The sequence below is a fragment of the Bacteroides sp. AN502(2024) genome (assembly GCF_041227145.1).
GTDB lineage: Bacteria > Bacteroidota > Bacteroidia > Bacteroidales > Bacteroidaceae > Bacteroides.
On record NZ_JBGFSP010000004.1, the window covers coordinates 193,598 to 211,973 of the forward strand.

The window sequence follows — 18,376 nt, forward strand, 5'->3', positions numbered from 1 at the left end:
AATGTTCTCCGACGAATTAGAAAAAATATCCTGGGAAAAGACGACCCAAGCCATCTATTCCCAAACAGATGCCGACGTGCGCCGTGCGTTGGGTAAGAAAGAGCATCTGGATGTCAACGACTTTATGGCGCTGATATCACCTGCCGCCACTCCTTATCTGGAAGTGATGGCACGCCTTAGTCAGAAATATACCATGGAACGATTCGGTAAGACGATCTCCCTGTTCGTGCCACTCTACCTGACTAATTCATGTACCAACTCCTGTGTCTATTGCGGTTTCCACATCAGCAATCCGATGAAGAGAACCATATTGACGGAGGAAGAGATGGTCAACGAATACAAAGCCATCAAACGATTGGCTCCTTTTGAAAACCTGCTGCTTGTAACCGGTGAGAATCCTGCCGCAGCAGGCGTTCCGTACATTGCCAAAGCGCTGGATTTGGCGAAGCCTCACTTCAGCAATCTGCAAATCGAAGTGATGCCTCTGAAAGCGGAGGAATACAGGGAACTGACCCATCATGGCCTGAACGGAGTGATCTGTTTTCAGGAGACTTATCATAGCGCCCATTACAAAACGTACCATCCGAGGGGCATGAAATCCAAATTCGAATGGCGTGTCAACGGCTTCGACCGCATGGGACAGGCTGGCGTACACAAAATTGGCATGGGGGTACTGATCGGTCTGGAAGAATGGCGGACCGACGTAACGATGATGGCTTATCATCTGCGTTATTTGCAGAGACATTACTGGAGAACCAAATACAGCGTAAATTTCCCGCGTATGCGTCCGTCGGAAAATGGCGGGTTCCAGCCGAATGTAGTCATGACCGACCGGGAACTGGCTCAACTTACATTCGCCATGCGAATCTTCGATCATGACGTAGATATCTCCTATTCCACCCGTGAGAGTGCGGAATTTCGAAACCGGATGGCAACGCTCGGTGTCACCACCATGAGCGCGGAAAGCAAAACAGAACCGGGAGGGTATTACAGTTATCCCCAAACGCTGGAACAATTTCATGTAAGTGACGAGCGAAAAGCGGTTGAAGTGGAACGTGATTTAAGGAAATTAGGTCGCGAACCGGTCTGGAAGGATTGGGACCGGTCTTTTGATTTCAAGCAATAAACAGATGCGGTACGACAGACAAATCATACTTCCCGAAATCGGAGAAGAGGGTCAGCAGAAACTACAGGCAGCCAAAGTGCTTATTGTCGGCGTGGGAGGGTTGGGCTCTCCCATCGCCCTTTACCTGGCAGGTGCGGGTGTGGGCTGTCTCGGACTGGTCGATGACGATCGGGTAAGCATCAGCAACTTGCAACGGCAAGTCCTCTATACCGAAAAGGAATTGGGTAAACCGAAAGCCTTGTGTGCCGCCGGACGACTCTCCGCCCTCAACAGTGGAATCGATATCCATCCCTACCCTACCAAGCTGACGAAGGATAACGCGTATGAGATGATTCAGCAATACGACATCGTGGTCGACGGCTGCGACAATTTTGCCACCCGCTACCTGATCAACGACATTTGCATGAAACAGGAGAAGCCCTACGTATATGGAGCCATCTGTGGTTTTGAAGGACAGGTTTCCGTGTTCCATTACGGAAAACAGAAGAAAAGCTACCGGGACCTTTATCCTGACGAACAGGAAATGCAACGGATGCCTCCTCCGCCCAAAGGAGTGATGGGGGTTACTCCTGCGATTGTCGGGAGCGTGGAAGCGACGGAAGTGTTGAAGATTATCTGTGGTTTTGGGGATGTTTTAGCCGGTCAACTATGGACAATCGACCTGCGGACCTTGCAATCTAACAAATTTTCACTCTAAAGGGTTGGTTTCTGACATGGTTAATTAGTAACTTTGCTAAACAATCTAAATTCAACGAAAGAAATGAAACTAATTGTAGTTACCACCCCTACCTTCTTTGTCGAAGAAGACAAGATAATCACCGCTCTTTTCGAAGAGGGGCTGGACATCCTACATCTTAGGAAACCGGAGACTCCGGCCATGTATTCGGAACGGCTGCTGACGCTTATCCCGGAGAAATATCACCGCCGCATTGTCACGCATGAGCATTTTTATCTAAAAGAGGAATTCAATCTGATGGGAATCCACCTGAATGTCCGTAATCCCAAAGAGCCGCACGACTATGACGGGCATATCAGTTGTTCGTGCCATTCGGTGGAGGAGGTGAAACACAGAAAGCATTTTTACGACTATGTTTTTATGAGTCCCGTGTATGACAGTATCTCTAAAGCGAATTACTATTCGACCTACACTCCCGAAGAGTTGCGCGAAGCACAAAGAGAGAAAATCATCGACTCTAAAGTAATCGCATTGGGAGGCATCAACGCAGAGAATTTACTGGAGATTAAAGATTTCGGTTTCGGAGGAGCTGCCATATTAGGAGATCTTTGGAATCGGTTCGATGCCTGCTCGGATCAGGATTTTGAGGCTGTGATTGACCATTTCAAGAAGTTGAAGAAGTTGGCGGATTGATGAAAAAGCCGATGGTAAACCGACTATATCAGCGTAATCTGACGTGCCCATGGAAGAGAATAATCAAATACTGATCCATACAGATAATGATGGTCTGACCCCAATAGATGTGAAACGCATATTAAGCACATCTTCGAGGAAGGCGAACTACAGGAGAATTCGAGGGTGTGTCATAATGCCTGAATATAAAGATTTACCCCTGCCACAGATAGCTATAGCAGGGGTCATTTCTTCAAAAAGGGAATTTTGACACACCCTTGCCGCAGATGGCAAGGCGTATATGACTCCTGATAAAACACATACCATGGACACAAGGAAATACATGATAGTTGATTTAGAACGAGAGGGTGATAAACGGATGTTTATAACCGAACGAGTTTCCTTTATTAAGGAGAACGAGAATGGTCTTTGGACTGTCCGGTTCTCGTCATCCCCTCGTGTGTTCACTTACAACAAAGTCCGTCTGCTCTGTCTTACTCATCCGGAAATCATAGATTTTAGCGAAAAAGGGCTGTACATCAAGAATAAACACATCAATAACGTGGCTGAATTGTTAAGGTTTTCTGATGGCTGCTACACATTCTATCGAGTGACCTATAACAACGGTTACTATGAGAACTTGGAGGGAGAAGAAGTCTATATCACCCGTACCCCTATGGACAAGAATGGTGGTTCTACATGGGATTATCTGCGAAAATTGGCTGCTGAAACCGGATTATTGACAGAGGATGAAGACAACATTTTATCCAGACAATATGACTTGGTAGATACGATGCGCGATAATGTGCCTTTGGCGCAATACCTTGGTGATAAGACGAAATTGGCAACTTATCACTTGCCCAAGCAGGTTTATTATCCTTTCGGATGCAATGCCAGCCAAAAGTCAGCGGTAGAGAAAGCTTTGACACATCAGGTTAGCATCATACAAGGACCTCCGGGAACAGGCAAGACACAAACAATTCTCAATATCATAGCCAACTTGCTTGTTGCAGGAAAAACGGTACTTGTCGTATCGAACAACAATTCAGCCGTTAAAAATGTAGCAGAGAAGTTAGAAGGTGAAGGCTTTGGTTTTATAGTAGCCCAACTTGGCAGAACGAAGAATAAAGAGACGTTCATTGCCAATCAACCCAATTATCCCGATATGACCGGCTGGAGCATAGAGGAACATTCAACCATTTATCAATTGGCAAAAGACTCTCTCCAAAACGTGTCACAAGGATTTGATAGTCAGCTACGCCAGGCACAATTGAAAGCGGAGTATGATGCGTTGCTGAAGGAGACAAAATACAATGTACTATTAGAAGCTAACCGTGTTGATGAAAACCGGCTTCACGGTAAACCATCTGACAAACTGATAACCCTGTTCAATCTTTACCAAATCATAGTAGAGAAAGAGCGGAGGCCGAGCTTTTGGTTCAAGCTGAAATGGTCGTTTGCCATGGGATTAAAAATGTTATCATTCCTCAATGGTAAGCCATCAGAAGTAATAGCCAGTTTGGGAAATGCTTACTATTTCTCTCGTAAGACTGAGATTGAGCAAGAGCTGAAAGCCATTGAAACCAAACTTCAGTCCATCAACATCAAGCAAAGCGTAAAAGACTTACGCTTCTCTTCATTACAAATCTTAAAAAGTAAGATTGCCAAACGATATGAGACCGACGAAAGGACTAAGTTTACCATCAAGGACATCAAACATAGGACAGAGGAGTTCTTGAAAGAATATCCTGTTGTGCTCAGTACCACTTATTCCGCCAAGAGTTGCATCAGCAAAGACATGGTGTTTGACTATGTGATTATGGATGAAGCCTCACAAGTGGATATTAAAACCGGTGCATTGGCACTTTCATGTGCGACAAATGCCGTGATTGTGGGCGACGACAAGCAGTTGCCGAATGTTGTGAGTCGTGAAGAAGCACTTGCACTCAATGCTATTCGGACAACCTATAGTGTAGATGACAGATACAACGCTGTGACACATAGCTTTCTGCAATCATGTGCGGAGGTATTCACGGAAGCCCCTGTGACGTTGCTGCGTGAGCACTATCGTTGCCACCCCAGAATTATCGAGTTCTGCAATCAACATTTTTATAATGGAGAGCTGGTGACAATGACCACCGACAACGGTGAAGAGAATGTGTTGCAGGTAGTACGTACAGTTAAAGGCAATCATGCAAGAGGACATTTCAACCAGCGGGAGATTGATGTCATTGCACAAGAAGTAATGCCTAAATATACGGACATGGGTAGCATGGGCATCATCACTCCCTATCGCAATCAAGCGGAGGAAATCAATAAAGCATCAGGGAAAGATATAGCCAGCACGGTACATAAATATCAAGGCCGGGAGTGTGATACCATCATCATCAGCACAGTTGACAACGAGCCAACAGAGTTCTCCGATGATGCCAACTTACTCAATGTTGCCATATCACGTGCCAAGACTCATTTGTGTATCGTAACCAACGGAAATGAAATATCCAAAGGCTCGAACCTTGCCCAGCTTATCGCCTATATACAGTACAATAATTTTGAGATCAAGGAAAGCAAACTTCACTCCGTGTTCGATTTGCTCTACAAGTCATACACCGCAGAGCGTTTGGCGTATGAAACATCCCATCCTTCGGTATCGAACCATCTATCCGAGAATCTCGTTTATGAGGTTTTAGTAAAAGCCATTACTGATTTGAAATTAGTTAATACCGAAGTGATATGCCATTATCCGCTCTCCCGGTTAATCAACGATTGGAGCCTGCTTGACGATGAGGAAAAGGCTTTTGCCGAAAGTCGGTTCTCTCATGTCGATTTCCTAATCTATAATTCACTCACCAAACAACCGCTTCAAACGATTGAGGTCGATGGTTGGCATTTCCATAAGAACCGTGATGTACAACAATCACGAGATGCCCTCAAAGACCGATTACTCACGAAGTTTGGTCTTTGTCCGCATCGTATATCCACTACAGATACGGTGAATGTGGAAACAATAAAGAAATTCCTAAATGTGTGAAATGCCATGGAAGATATGGCAAAGAGAATACAAATTGGAATGGGTGACATCACACGACTGGGTGTGGATGCGATTGTAAATGCAGCCAACAACACTTTGCTGGGTAGCGGTGGTGTAGATGGAGCCATACATCGCGCTGCCGGTAAGGAACTGTTGGACGAATGTCGCACACTGAGTGAGTTGCCCGACAGGTGAAAGCAAAATGACGGGTGCCTGTAAACTTCCATGTAAGAAAATACTCCATACGGTAGGTCCTGTACGGCATGGGGACGGAAGAAACAACGGAATACGCGAAGAAACAACCGGGATATGCGAAAAAACAACGGAATACGCGAAGAAACAACCGGAATAGGAACAAGAAACACGGTTTCCGGCTTCTCCCAGACCTGTGGCAATGCCTTGTCGCCTGTTTTTTGCCCCATTCACCTTTGGAAATAACAAGAAACCTGGTCTTTTCCATCAATCGAATCGAAAAGTAGCCATAATCGGCAAACAATTCGTCCAATCGCTTCCGGAATACGTTAGAAACGCTGTTTTTAGGTCCTTCCTGTTTGGAAACACGCTAAAGACAGCGTTTCCAGCTTCTTCCAAACCTGCGGCAATGCCTTGTCGCCTGTTTTTTGCTTCCCGAGAATCCCCGCCCTACGCTCTACAGCGTAAATCAGTGTCCAGCACAATTATCGGGGGACAGATACGGTTGCTCTTGCCTCCAAGAAGCGGTGATCGTTATCGTTTACCGGTTTGATGACGCGGTCGGGATACTCCGTGTTTGGGTTGCATAGCGCACGGCCCTGTATCACCTACCCTGACCGAGTGAGAACTCCACCGTCCCGATTCGGCTGCCTCGAAAGTCGTGAGCCGACAGGATAACCGAGTCCGTTTGGGCACAGTATGCGCATCGGCACACACATCCAGAAAAGGCTTTACCATTTTTTAAGCATAATCAAAAGATGATGTTTCAAGGGATAGAAAAGTATCGCCCATTGATCTCTTCAAACGATTCTATTGAACAAAAAACAATGAACTAAAAAAATATATGTCAAATATAATATCCTGATACTCAATATTTGTAAGCTCTATTAAACAAATTCTATCGGACAAACGATAACAAAGTGTCCAATAGAAATAGCTTAATCCTCAGAGACCAATTGATACTTAGTCCATCTATACGAACCCACTTTTTCAACAATGCCTTCTTCAATCAATTTACTGAGCTGGTATTTAATTCTACGTTCAGAAATCTCGCTTCCTATTCTTGTTTGAATATCAGCTAAAGAAGCGCATTGGTACAACTTCAAATCCTCAAGTATTAGCTCTTTCAAACGATAATCCTCAATACGTTTCAATGAAGTTTTCCCCTTATATTCAGATCCTTGTAGGATATTCGGATTCACACGATACTCAACCCCTCTTCCACGTACTGACGCAGAAACTACCATTTCATTTTTTAGTAGAGGCTGTATCCATGCCATCAAAGCATCCGAATCTTCCAATTCAAGGTATTTTTCAAGTTCACGGGCAGTCAAGCTTTCGTATTGGGCTATTAGTCCCAAACAGATAGTTTGTTTTTGGCGAAGATGATAATGTTCGCTCACGTACTTCATGAAGTTGGCCACTTCTGCCTTGATAACTCTACGGTCCACTCTTACCGTTACGAAATCATCACCTTCTTTGACGATAGGCAATTGTTTCCCGTTCTGAAGCAGTATCTCATAAATTTTATCGAATCCAGAGCCCTCCTTCTCCATATAATGCAGCGCATATAGTAAGGCGGTCATGTGTTCATTACGCTTTCTCGAACGGTGCAGGATGTTGTCAGGAGTTACGCCCAAAGGTAATCGACCGGGATTGGTAATCTCAATATATTGGGGATGGATATTAAGGAAAATGTCACCACGTATAGTATAAGGTCTATGAGCCAAAGCGTTACAGACCAGTTCTCTGATAATATCCTTATCGTAAGCCGGAATATTACGGCGTTGAAGTTCATCGCTGATTTCTTGGCTTTCCTTCCATTCAGGAATATCATTCCACACTTCATCAATTATTTCAATAGGCGATTTGGTATAGTCAGCCCACAGCCATTTATTCACCTTTTCACCATATTCATCATACTTGATACATTGCAAGTTAGGCGCATTGGTGATTCGTCCTCTTTGTGTCTGGTTACCGATGAAAAGTACACCAAGATTGGTCATGTAGTCACTATCTTCCGCTATTAGGAAGAAGTAGGCTAACAGTTCCCGGTCTGTTTTATCTTTGCAGAAGTCTGAAACCCGGTCGGAAGTACGCAAACGAGTGAGTACATCATGCAACTTTACCTCATCAGCATCCTGCCATACATATTTCGTCACTTGGTCTTCCCAAGAGAACCCACTCTTATCAGCCACCAAACGGACAACGTCATCTCCTGAAACCGGTACACTATTATCACCAACACGAACAAAAAGCTTTCCGGAAGTAGTAGATGCTACGGTATTAGGATTACGTAGAATTTTATACTTGATGGTCTGACCCCCATTCTTATAAGTACACAATTCTCCTGTCGCAATTACTCCCGTAGTGAGACCACTAATCTTGTTTTCAAGTTTAGTAATCAATTCTTGCGTAATTCGCTGCTCTGGATTAGGTTCTGTTTCCCAGTCTTCCAAACCGATCTCCAATGTGCCTCCCTGTGCATTGCTGAATGCTACAGCATCCTTTGCTATTTCAGAGAAATCTGCTGTTTTGCCAGTGATAGAACGGATTGATTTTTTATCGTATAATGAGTTTTCTTTCATACTTTCTATTCGTTTCATGTTACTTTCAGTCCCAAATGAAGTACATCGAACACCTTATCAAGGAACGCTTTCTTCATTGGAAAGTGTATGCAAATGCCGTTCATTTGGCTTAATTTCTGCGGTCAAATGAACGAACCACTAAAAAGCGACTTAGGCTGTAACCTCCTTGCTTTCGGAGAATTACAGCCTAAGCCTATCATTAGGAACCTATTCGAATTTACTCCTCGATTGCCGCTTGGGCCGCAGCCAGTCTGGCAATCGGCACTCTGAACGGAGAACAACTAACGTAATTCAAACCTACCCGGTGGCAGAACTTCACAGAAGAAGGTTCACCGCCATGTTCGCCACAGATACCGCATTTCAGTTCCGGACGGATGGCACGACCTTTTTCGGTAGCCATGCGTACCAATTGTCCCACACCATTCTGGTCGAGAACCTGGAACGGATCCACTTTCAGAATTTTCTTTTCCAGATAAACGGGAAGGAAAGAGGCGATATCATCACGAGAGTAACCGAAAGTCATCTGCGTCAAGTCATTCGTACCGAATGAGAAGAACTCGGCAGAAGAAGCAATACGGTCAGCGGTCAGGGCTGCACGCGGAATTTCGATCATCGTACCTACTTTGAAATCGATGCTGTCGCCCACTTCCTCAAACAACCTCTTTGCCTCCGAGCGGATTACATTTTCCTGCTCCTTGAATTCATACAGGATACCGGTCAACGGAACCATGATTTCCGGATGGGTTTCCACCCCTTCTTTCTTCAGTTCCAATGCAGCACCCAAGATGGCACGTGTCTGCATCTGGGTAATTTCAGGATAAGTGTTTCCCAGACGGCAACCACGGTGACCCAACATCGGATTGTGCTCACACAGTGATTCTACACGCTGCTGGATGTATTGCAAGCTCACTCCCATCGCATCCGCCATCTCCTGCTGTCCCTTCAAGTCGTGAGGAACGAACTCGTGCAAAGGAGGATCGAGCAAACGGACAGTCACCGGACAACCCGCCATTGCTTTAAAGATACCCTTAAAGTCTTCCTGTTGGTATGGAAGAATCTTGGCCAATGCTTTCCGACGTCCTTCGGCATCTTCTGCCAGAATCATTTCACGCATGGCCTTGATCTTTTCACCTTCAAAGAACATGTGCTCCGTACGGCAAAGACCGATACCTACCGCACCGAAGCTACGGGCCACTTCCGCATCATGAGGAGTATCCGCATTCGTACGTACCTGCAAACGGGTATATTTATCGGCCAATGTCATCAATTCGGCAAAGTCGCCGGAAAGTTCGGCAGCTTTCGTTTCCACCTTGCCATTATATACCACACCCGTACTTCCGTTCAGAGAAATATAATCTCCTTCTTTCAAAACAACACCGTCGATTTCTACAGTACGGTTCTTATAATCAATATTCAATGCACCCGCACCCGATACGCAGCACTTGCCCATACCGCGAGCCACCACGGCAGCGTGAGAAGTCATACCGCCACGAGCTGTCAGAATACCTTCGGCAACTGCCATACCCGCCAAGTCTTCCGGAGAAGTCTCGATGCGAACCATCACCACGCGTTTACCGGCAGCACGCCATTCGGCAGCGTCATCAGCGAAGAATACAATCTGACCGGCTGCGGCACCCGGAGAAGCCGGCAGACCCCGAGTCAGCACTTTGGCTTTCTTCAAGGCATCCTTGTCGAATACAGGATGAAGCAATTCGTCCAGCTTATTCGGCTCCACACGCATCAAAGTAGTCTTTTCGTCAATCATGCCCTGACGGAGCAAATCCATGGCAATCTTCACCATGGCGGCACCCGTACGTTTACCGTTACGTGTCTGAAGGAACCACAGTTTGCCTTCCTGTACGGTGAACTCCATGTCCTGCATGTCTTTATAGTGATTTTCCAGTTTGGTCTGAAGGGCATCCAATTCTTTATAAATTTCCGGCATGGCTTCTTCCATAGAAGGATATTTCGCAGCACGTTCCTCTTCGCTTACACCGGCCAGTTGAGCCCAGCGCTGAGAACCGATCTTGGTAATCTGTTGCGGAGTACGGATACCGGCCACCACGTCTTCACCTTGCGCATTGATCAGGTACTCACCATTGAAAAGATCTTCACCTGTAGCGGCATCACGTGAGAAACAAACACCGGTTGCCGAGGTGTCTCCCATATTACCGAACACCATTGCCTGTACGTTTACGGCTGTTCCCCATTCGTCGGGAATACCTTCCATCTTACGGTAAAGGATGGCGCGTTCGTTCATCCATGAATCGAATACCGCACAGATGGCACCCCAAAGCTGTTCGTATGCAGAGGTCGGAAAGTCTTTTCCGGTCCGTTCTTTCACGGCAGCCTTAAATTTCGTCACCAGCTCTTTCAGGTCTTCTACCTCCAGCTCGTTATCCAGTTTCACGCCTTTCGCTTCTTTCACCTCTTCGATGATGGCTTCGAACGGATCGATGTCATCCTTATTGGTAGGCTTCATGCCCAGCACCACATCACCGTACATCTGTACAAAACGGCGGTAAGAATCCCAGGCAAAACGTGCATTGCCGGTCTTACGGATAATACCTTCCAGCACTTCATCGTTCAATCCGAGGTTTAAGATCGTATCCATCATACCCGGCATGGATGCGCGGGCACCGGAACGTACAGACACCAACAAAGGATTCTCAATGTCACCGAATTTGGATTTCATCAACGCTTCCACATGAGCGATTGCCTTCACCACATCCTCCTTCAGCAACTCAATCACTTTATCACGCCCCAGCGTATTATATTCCGTACAAACATCTGTCGTTATCGTGAATCCGGGAGGAACTGGAATTCCAATTAAATTCATTTCAGCTAGGTTTGCACCCTTACCACCCAACAAATTCCTCATGTCAGCTTTTCCTTCTGCCTGACCATTTCCAAAGGTATAAACTCTTTTTTTATCCATAATATTGCGTTTAAAGTTATTATGACTTTTTCTGTTCGCAAATCTAAGGATATTTCGCAAATCAGAAAACTTTTTGCGAAAAAACTTTCTATCAAAATGCAATTTCGACATTACAATCTGGATTATTTCTACAGACACGAAAGTTTTCCAAAAAAAATACCTACATTTGCAAGGTAATTATTAGACTGGTGTAAAAGTGGCAAGAAAGAAAAAAGAGCTTCCCTTATTGGAGAAGGTAACAATCATGGATGTGGCTGCCGAAGGAAAAGCCATCGCAAAAGTAAACGACCTGGTGATTTTTGTTCCCTATGTAGTGCCGGGTGATGTGGTAGACCTCCAAATCAAGCGTAAAAAAAATAAATATGCCGAAGCCGAAGCGGTGAAATTTCACGAGCTGTCGCCTCATCGCGCTGTTCCTTTTTGCCAACACTATGGCGTATGCGGTGGCTGCAAGTGGCAGGTGCTCCCCTATTCGGAACAGATCAGATACAAGCAAAAGCAAGTGGAAGATAATTTGAGACGCATCGGCAAAATCGAACTTCCCGAAATTTCCCCGATTCTCGGTTCCGCTAAAACAGAATTCTACAGAAACAAGCTGGAGTTCACCTTTTCAAATAAGCGCTGGCTGACAAACGAGGAAGTCCGTCAGGATATAAAATACGACCAGATGAATGCCGTGGGGTTCCACATTCCGGGAGCCTTCGACAAAGTGCTGGCCATTGAGAAATGCTGGTTGCAAGATGATATTTCCAACCGCATCCGGAATGCAATACGCGACTACGCTTACGAGCACGATTACTCTTTCATCAATCTGCGCACGCAGGAAGGTATGCTGCGGAATATGATCGTACGCACCTCCTCAACCGGGGAACTGATGGTGATCGTTATCTGCAAGATTACGGACAATCACGAAATGGAACTGTTCAAGCAGTTGCTCCAATTCGTAGCGGACTCTTTCCCCGAAATCACATCCCTGCTGTACATTATTAATAATAAGTGCAACGATACCATCAACGATTTGGATGTACACGTATTTAAAGGGAAAGATCATATCTTTGAAGAGATGGAGGGGCTACGGTTCAAAGTCGGTCCGAAATCATTCTACCAGACCAATTCGGAACAGGCTTATAACTTGTATAAAGTGGCCCGTGACTTTGCCGGATTGACGGGCAACGAACTGGTATATGACCTCTATACCGGAACAGGAACGATTGCCAATTTCGTTTCACGACAGGCCCGCCAGGTGATCGGTATCGAATACGTACCGGAAGCCATCGAAGACGCAAAGGTGAATGCGGAAATCAATCATATCCGGAATGCCTTGTTTTATGCCGGTGACATGAAAGACATGCTGACGCAGGATTTCATCCATCAGCATGGACGTCCGGATGTGATTATCACAGACCCTCCTCGTGCCGGCATGCATCAGGATGTGATTGATGTCATCTTGTTTGCCGAGCCGAAGCGGATTGTTTATGTGAGCTGTAATCCTGCTACCCAAGCGCGTGATCTGCAGTTGTTGGATGAGAAGTATAAAGTGAAAGCCGTTCAACCGGTAGATATGTTCCCTCACACTCATCACGTAGAAAATGTTGTGTTGCTGGAACTTCGATAACCTGTGGTGATATCTATTTCAAAAGAAAAAAGAAATGAAAAAAAGACCAAGAAGAACTCCTGCTGAAAGAGTACATGCTCAATATACAAATTATGCAGTGAAAGAACCCATGGAATTAATGGAGTTCCTCGCTGCCAGGATGCCGGATGCAAGTCGCACGAAATTAAAATCGTTGCTAAGCAAGCGGGTGGTGTTTGTTGACAATGTGATAACTACACAATTCAACTTCCCGTTGGAACCGGGCATGAAGGTACAGATCAGCAAAGAGAAAGGAAAGAAGGAATTTAATAACAGACTGCTGAAAATCGTGTATGAAGACGCATATATCATTGTTGTCGAAAAGATGCAGGGACTTTTATCCGTCAATACGGAACGCCAGAAAGAGCGAACGGCCTACACGATACTCAATGAATATGTGCAACGCTCCGGACGTCAGTTCCGTGTGTATATCGTTCATCGCCTGGACAGGGACACCTCCGGTCTGATGATGTTTGCCAAAGACAAAAAAACACAGCACACCCTACGCGACAACTGGCACGATATAGTGACCGACCGCCGATATGTAGCTGTAGTGGAAGGAACTATGGAGAAAGATTATGATACGGTGGTATCCTGGCTGACTGATAAAACGCTTTATGTCAGTTCCAGCGAATATGATGACGGCGGTTCGAAATCAATCACACATTATAGGACCATCAAACGTGCCAATGGATATTCTCTGTTGGAGCTCGAGCTGGAAACCGGACGGAAGAATCAGATTCGGGTACACATGCAGGACTTAGGTCATCCTATTATCGGCGACGGAAGATATGGAAGGGAAGATTCTCCTAATCCTATCGGACGCCTGGCACTCCATGCTTTCAAACTTTGTTTCTATCATCCGGTAACTGGAGATTTGATGGAGTTCGAGACACCTTATCCGGGAGAGTTCAAGAAGTTGTTTCTGAAAAAATAAAGCAACTATGCCACACATAGAAAAGAGGTGCGTCAAAACTCCTCTTTATCAAAATCACCCTTGCTATAACTATCCGTAGCGAGGGTGATTTTTAGTTTACGGAAGTGATGACATCCTCTTTCTATGTAAATGATAACCTTATTCTACTGCATTTGCAACTCAATATAAGCAATATATCTTCCATCAATATATAAATCGCCTTGCAAATAACGTCCTCTGACACAAACACCTCTTATCTCGCGCAAAGCAAAATCACGACCATAATCCAGATACAATGTACCATACTCCACCCCCCATTGAAAAGGTAGCTCACCGGCAGGTTTCCCGTCATAGTCAAAAACCTGATAATCTATACCCAGCCCATTACCATCTAAACGAATACCGCTTTCTATTGGATCATCATCATAACCAAATCCCAGATCACCCACCCAGGTACGTCCCATCAGATCATCATAAATATCCTCATCGTCCTCACACGAAGTAAAGCCAACCAATAAAGTCAGCATCATTAAGATACCTGCATATCTCTTAATCATTTTCATAATTTTCCAGTTTATTGCGTTTATAAATACAAAATTAGTGTTTTTATTTTACTGTACGCTCCAAGCCATAAGTTTTTTGTACCTTTGTCCCCGATAATATAACAAATGCTACATGAAACTTCTTTGGCTTGATTTAAATAGTTCTTATGCCCACTCCTCATTGGCACTCCCTGCACTCCACGCTCAAATAGCAGACGATGCTACGATTGAATGGTGCGTAGTCTCTGCCACAATCAATGAAAATACCGGCAGCGTTGTCAATCAAGTCTATCGTCACCAGCCGGATATCCTTGCTGCTACCAACTGGCTATTTAATCACGAGCAACTATTACATATCGTTTCACGTGCAAAAGCATTATTGCCTCACTGTTGCATCATACTCGGCGGTCCCGAGTTTTTAGGAGACAACGAAGCTTTCTTATATAAGAACAAATATGTAAGCGGAGTGTTTCGCGGAGAAGGTGAAGAAGTATTCCCTTTATGGCTAAAAGTGTGGAATCACCCCAAAGCAGAATGGAAATCAATAAAAGGACTCTGTTATATCGATGAAGCCAATAAGTATCAGGACAACGGCATTGCCCGTGTCATGAATTTCTCACAACTCATCTCCCCGGAAAAGAGCTGTTTCTTCAATTGGAGCAAGCCCTTTGTCCAACTTGAAACGACCCGGGGATGTTTCAACACATGTGCTTTTTGCGTCAGCGGCGGTGAAAAGCCTGTCCGCACCATTCCTTTGGAAGCTATCCATGAGCGCCTGAAGGTCATTCACCAACATGGAATCAAGAACGTACGTGTCCTCGATCGTACCTTTAATTACAATCATAAGCGGGCGAAAGAATTACTCGGTTTATTCCGCAACTATCCGGACATCTGCTTTCATCTTGAGATTCACCCGGCTCTCCTTTCCGAAGAATTGAAGCGGGAATTATCTACCCTGCCGAAAGGGTTGTTACACCTGGAAGCCGGAATCCAGAGTTTGAAAGAACCGGTTCTGCAACAAAGCCGGCGTATCGGAAAGCTATCCGATGCCCTCGAAGGATTAAAATATCTCTGCTCTCTTAAAAACATGGAAACACACGCCGATTTGATAGCAGGGCTCCCACTTTATCACCTGTCAGAGATATTCGAAGATGTCCGCACGCTGGCGGAATATGGCGCAGGAGAAATCCAACTGGAATCCCTAAAACTACTTCCCGGCACGGAAATGCGAAGAAGAGCAGAAGAGTTAGGCATCCAATACTCACCGCTCCCACCGTATGAAGTATTACAAACCCGCGAAATATCTGTAGACGAACTGCAGACAGCCCGTTACCTGTCCCGTATGTTAGACGGATTCTACAATACTTCTATCTGGCAGAAGATTACCCGGACACTCATCCTTGAAAATCCGCATTTCTTACATGAATTCCTTGACCATTTGGTTCAAACAGATGTCATCGACACTCCTCTTAGTTTGGAAAGAAGAGGTATTATCCTATATGATTTCTGCAAAAATCACTATCCGGATTACTTGACGCAAGTCAGCATCGCATGGATAGAAGCAGGTATGTCGCTAAAGAAAGCTCCGGCAGAAAGAGTAAGGACCAAAAGACAAGTTCCCCCTGAAGATTGGGAAGTAGTCTATGGCTCGTATCGTGAGAACCTACGTTTATGCTTTCTTCCCGTTGACGAAGAGGGACATGGATACTGGTTCGGCTTTGAATCGGAGATTCAGAAGATACAACCGGTTTTCAAAGCAACAAAACGATTATAAACATACATTATTATACGGCGGCAAGTGGTTTCGGGTAACTCGGACGTCGGGTGAAATCATACATAAGGATGACTCTCCTCAATGGTTCTTCCCATAAAAACAGCAAAGTTTTAGAAGCCAAACAAACTATCTTCCATTTTATTCTCTACCTTTGTAGAACGATAAAAAATACCCTATAATAATGAAGAACTTTATCAAGGGATTCCGGTTTACCCCCTCTAATTATCCGGCAGCAGTAGAAGAGAAAATACAGAAATACAGAAAACAAGGGTACAAACTTCCACCGCGTAAGGTGCTCCGTACTCCCGAGCAACTGGAAGGTATTCGGGAAAGTGCCAAAATCAATACGACACTATTGGATTATATCTCGGAGAATATTCGGGAAGGAATGTCCACCGAAGAGATTGACGTGATGGTTTATGATTTTACGACCAGTCATGGTGCCATCCCTGCCCCGCTCAACTACGAAGGATTTCCCAAAAGTGTTTGTACGAGCATCAATGATGTGGTATGCCATGGAATACCCAACAAAAATGAGATTTTGAAAAGCGGCGATATCATCAATGTGGACGTTTCTACCATTTACAAAGGATACTTCTCCGATGCATCCCGCATGTTCATGATTGGCGATGTTAGCCCTGAAATGCAAAAGTTGGTTCAGGTAACGAAAGAATGTATGGAAATAGGCATTGCCGCCGCACAGCCGTGGAAACAATTAGGCGATGTAGGCGCAGCCATCCAGGAACATGCCGAGAAGAACGGATTCAGTGTTGTCCGCGACCTTTGCGGGCATGGCGTGGGAATGAAATTCCATGAAGAACCGGATGTAGAACACTTCGGACGCCGCGGCACAGGCATGATGATTGTACCGGGCATGACCTTCACCATCGAACCGATGATTAATATGGGATCTTACGAAGTATTCATCGACGAAGCTGACGGATGGACAGTCTGCACCGACGACGGGCTACCCTCAGCCCAATGGGAAAACATGATTCTGATTACTGAAACCGGAAACGAAATTCTGACATATTGATGGAACTGATTCTACTTATTGTTATTGCCGTATTAGTGGTAGTCCTACTGGTATTATCACTGACAAAGGGCAATAACCAAACTCAAGCGGAACAATTGCAGATAGCTTTGCGCCAACAAATGCAAGAGAACCGGGAAGAGCTGAACCGCAGCATCCGGGAACTTCGCATGGAAATGACGCAAACGCTCAATCAGAATATGCAGCAACTGCAAGATGTCCTGCATAAGAACATGATGACCAGCGGAGAGTTGCAACGGCAGAAATTCGATTCGATGGCACGTCAGCAGGACACTCTGATTAAATCAACCGAGAAACGTCTCGATGATATGCGCCTGATGGTAGAGGAAAAGTTGCAAAAGACACTCAACGAACGAATCGGACAGTCATTCGAGATAGTCCGTTCGCAACTCGAAAATGTGCAAAAGGGACTGGGGGAAATGAAGTCTTTGGCACAGGATGTCGGCGGACTAAAAAAAGTGTTGAGTAACGTAAAAATGCGGGGAACATTCGGCGAAGTGCAACTCGGAGCATTATTAGAGCAAATGATGAGTCCCGAACAGTATGACGCTAACGTTAAAACGAAAAAGAGCGGAACCGAATTCGTCGAATTTGCGATCAAACTTCCGGGCAAAGATGACGCAAACAGTACCGTTTATCTTCCGATTGACGCTAAATTCCCGAAAGACATATACGAGCAATATTACGATGCCTTCGAAGCAGGAGATGCCGCGTTGATGGAATCATCCGGCAAGCAGTTGGAGAGTACAATCAAAAAAATGGCTAAGGATATCCATGATAAATATGTGGATCCGCCTTTCACGACCGATTTCGCCATCATATTCTTGCCTTTTGAAAGCATTTATGCCGAAGTAATCCGGAGAACAAGTCTCGTAGAGACACTCCAGAAAGAATATAAAATCGTAGTGACGGGACCGACGACGTTAGGAGCCATCTTGAACAGCCTTCAGATGGGCTTCCGTACCCTCGCCATCCAAAAGCGTACCGGTGAAGTCTGGACGGTATTAGGAGCCGTCAAAACGGAATTCGGCAAGTTTGGCGGACTGCTTGAGAAGGTACAGAAGAACCTGCAAAGTGCCGGTGACCAATTGGAGGAGGTAATGGGAAAACGGACGCGCGCCATCGAACGGAAATTACGCCAAGTGGAACAGTTACCGCTTGAAGAAAGCAGGAAAATCCTGCCGATTGACGGTATAGACGATGAACTTACAGATGAGTAGTAACATTGCTACTT

General features: G+C 45.2%; 14 protein-coding genes and 1 pseudogene. 11 read left to right on the forward strand and 4 right to left on the reverse strand.

Going from position 1 to position 18,376, the window contains the following annotated elements:
* Window position 1 precedes the first annotated feature (1 nt).
* The 6 genes and pseudogenes from thiH to AB9N12_RS15725 all read left to right on the forward strand — a co-directional run bounded on the left by thiH (window position 2) and on the right by AB9N12_RS15725 (window position 5,984).
* Window positions 2-1,126, forward strand: a complete 1,125-nt coding sequence (gene thiH / locus AB9N12_RS15700; protein ID WP_369893053.1) for a 2-iminoacetate synthase ThiH — start codon at window positions 2-4, stop codon at window positions 1,124-1,126.
* A gap of 4 nt (window positions 1,127-1,130) precedes the next feature.
* Window positions 1,131-1,823 (forward strand): ThiF family adenylyltransferase, encoded by a 693-nt coding sequence (locus tag AB9N12_RS15705; RefSeq protein WP_369893054.1) that lies wholly within the window; start codon window positions 1,131-1,133, stop codon window positions 1,821-1,823.
* 63 nt (window positions 1,824-1,886) lie between these two features.
* Window positions 1,887-2,495: a thiamine phosphate synthase gene (locus tag AB9N12_RS15710; protein WP_369893055.1), complete on the forward strand. Its 609-nt coding sequence runs from the start codon at window positions 1,887-1,889 to the stop codon at window positions 2,493-2,495.
* 304 nt (window positions 2,496-2,799) lie between these two features.
* Entirely contained in the window at window positions 2,800-5,505 is a 2,706-nt protein-coding gene (locus tag AB9N12_RS15715; RefSeq protein ID WP_369893056.1) for an AAA domain-containing protein, read from the forward strand.
* Window positions 5,506-5,520: 15 nt separating this feature from the next.
* Window positions 5,521-5,773: pseudogene (locus AB9N12_RS15720) on the forward strand (macro domain-containing protein); the annotation flags it as partial.
* A complete protein-coding gene (locus AB9N12_RS15725; RefSeq protein ID WP_369893283.1) occupies window positions 5,769-5,984 on the forward strand; it encodes a hypothetical protein in 216 nt (71 codons plus the stop codon). The pseudogene AB9N12_RS15720 and the gene AB9N12_RS15725, both read left to right, overlap by 5 nt.
* 247 nt (window positions 5,985-6,231) lie before the next feature.
* On the opposite strand, the gene AB9N12_RS15730 is transcribed toward AB9N12_RS15725, so the two are convergent.
* The 3 genes from AB9N12_RS15730 to ppdK form a co-directional block, all read right to left on the reverse strand.
* Window positions 6,232-6,435: a hypothetical protein gene (locus AB9N12_RS15730; RefSeq protein WP_369893057.1), complete on the reverse strand. Its 204-nt coding sequence runs from the start codon at window positions 6,433-6,435 to the stop codon at window positions 6,232-6,234.
* A gap of 200 nt (window positions 6,436-6,635) precedes the next feature.
* Window positions 6,636-8,303 (reverse strand): ATP-binding protein, encoded by a 1,668-nt coding sequence (locus tag AB9N12_RS15735; protein ID WP_369893058.1) that lies wholly within the window; start codon window positions 8,301-8,303, stop codon window positions 6,636-6,638.
* 199 nt (window positions 8,304-8,502) lie between these two features.
* Window positions 8,503-11,223, reverse strand: coding sequence for a pyruvate, phosphate dikinase (gene ppdK, locus AB9N12_RS15740; protein WP_369893059.1), 2,721 nt, complete (start codon window positions 11,221-11,223; stop codon window positions 8,503-8,505).
* A gap of 244 nt (window positions 11,224-11,467) precedes the next feature.
* Here ppdK and rlmD point away from each other — a divergent pair, with 244 nt between their 5' ends.
* Together rlmD and AB9N12_RS15750 are read left to right on the forward strand one after the other, a co-directional pair.
* Window positions 11,468-12,838, forward strand: coding sequence for a 23S rRNA (uracil(1939)-C(5))-methyltransferase RlmD (gene rlmD, locus AB9N12_RS15745; protein ID WP_369893277.1), 1,371 nt, complete (start codon window positions 11,468-11,470; stop codon window positions 12,836-12,838).
* Window positions 12,839-12,872: 34 nt separating this feature from the next.
* A complete protein-coding gene (locus AB9N12_RS15750) occupies window positions 12,873-13,793 on the forward strand; it encodes an RluA family pseudouridine synthase (protein ID WP_369893060.1) in 921 nt (306 codons plus the stop codon).
* Window positions 13,794-13,936: 143 nt separating this feature from the next.
* Here AB9N12_RS15750 and AB9N12_RS15755 read toward each other — a convergent pair whose 3' ends face one another.
* On the reverse strand, window positions 13,937-14,335 hold the full coding sequence (locus AB9N12_RS15755; RefSeq protein WP_369893061.1) for a hypothetical protein: 399 nt from the start codon (window positions 14,333-14,335) through the stop codon (window positions 13,937-13,939).
* 112 nt (window positions 14,336-14,447) lie between these two features.
* On the opposite strand from AB9N12_RS15755, the gene AB9N12_RS15760 reads away from it, so the two are divergent.
* The 3 genes from AB9N12_RS15760 to AB9N12_RS15770 all read left to right on the forward strand — a co-directional run bounded on the left by AB9N12_RS15760 (window position 14,448) and on the right by AB9N12_RS15770 (window position 18,362).
* Entirely contained in the window at window positions 14,448-16,088 is a 1,641-nt protein-coding gene (locus tag AB9N12_RS15760) for a DUF4080 domain-containing protein (protein ID WP_369893062.1), read from the forward strand.
* 181 nt (window positions 16,089-16,269) lie between these two features.
* Entirely contained in the window at window positions 16,270-17,124 is an 855-nt protein-coding gene (gene map, locus AB9N12_RS15765; protein ID WP_369893063.1) for a type I methionyl aminopeptidase, read from the forward strand.
* A complete protein-coding gene (locus AB9N12_RS15770; RefSeq protein ID WP_369893064.1) occupies window positions 17,124-18,362 on the forward strand; it encodes a DNA recombination protein RmuC in 1,239 nt (412 codons plus the stop codon). The genes map and AB9N12_RS15770 overlap by 1 nt, the downstream gene beginning before the upstream one ends.
* Window positions 18,363-18,376 lie beyond the last annotated feature (14 nt).

Excerpts from the sequence above, each read along its gene's own strand:
- thiH (WP_369893053.1), top strand. The coding sequence starts at position 2 with ATGTTCTCCGACGAATTAGAAAAAATATCCTGGGAAAAGACGACCCAA.
- AB9N12_RS15705 (WP_369893054.1), top strand. The coding sequence starts at position 1,131 with ATGCGGTACGACAGACAAATCATACTTCCCGAAATCGGAGAAGAGGGT.
- AB9N12_RS15710 (WP_369893055.1), top strand. The coding sequence starts at position 1,887 with ATGAAACTAATTGTAGTTACCACCCCTACCTTCTTTGTCGAAGAAGAC.
- AB9N12_RS15715 (WP_369893056.1), top strand. The coding sequence starts at position 2,800 with ATGGACACAAGGAAATACATGATAGTTGATTTAGAACGAGAGGGTGAT.
- AB9N12_RS15725 (WP_369893283.1), top strand. The coding sequence starts at position 5,769 with ATGGGGACGGAAGAAACAACGGAATACGCGAAGAAACAACCGGGATAT.
- AB9N12_RS15730 (WP_369893057.1), bottom strand. The coding sequence starts at position 6,435 with ATGGTAAAGCCTTTTCTGGATGTGTGTGCCGATGCGCATACTGTGCCC.
- AB9N12_RS15735 (WP_369893058.1), bottom strand. The coding sequence starts at position 8,303 with ATGAAACGAATAGAAAGTATGAAAGAAAACTCATTATACGATAAAAAA.
- ppdK (WP_369893059.1), bottom strand. The coding sequence starts at position 11,223 with ATGGATAAAAAAAGAGTTTATACCTTTGGAAATGGTCAGGCAGAAGGA.
- rlmD (WP_369893277.1), top strand. The coding sequence starts at position 11,468 with ATGGATGTGGCTGCCGAAGGAAAAGCCATCGCAAAAGTAAACGACCTG.
- AB9N12_RS15750 (WP_369893060.1), top strand. The coding sequence starts at position 12,873 with ATGAAAAAAAGACCAAGAAGAACTCCTGCTGAAAGAGTACATGCTCAA.
- AB9N12_RS15755 (WP_369893061.1), bottom strand. The coding sequence starts at position 14,335 with ATGAAAATGATTAAGAGATATGCAGGTATCTTAATGATGCTGACTTTA.
- AB9N12_RS15760 (WP_369893062.1), top strand. The coding sequence starts at position 14,448 with ATGAAACTTCTTTGGCTTGATTTAAATAGTTCTTATGCCCACTCCTCA.
- map (WP_369893063.1), top strand. The coding sequence starts at position 16,270 with ATGAAGAACTTTATCAAGGGATTCCGGTTTACCCCCTCTAATTATCCG.
- AB9N12_RS15770 (WP_369893064.1), top strand. The coding sequence starts at position 17,124 with ATGGAACTGATTCTACTTATTGTTATTGCCGTATTAGTGGTAGTCCTA.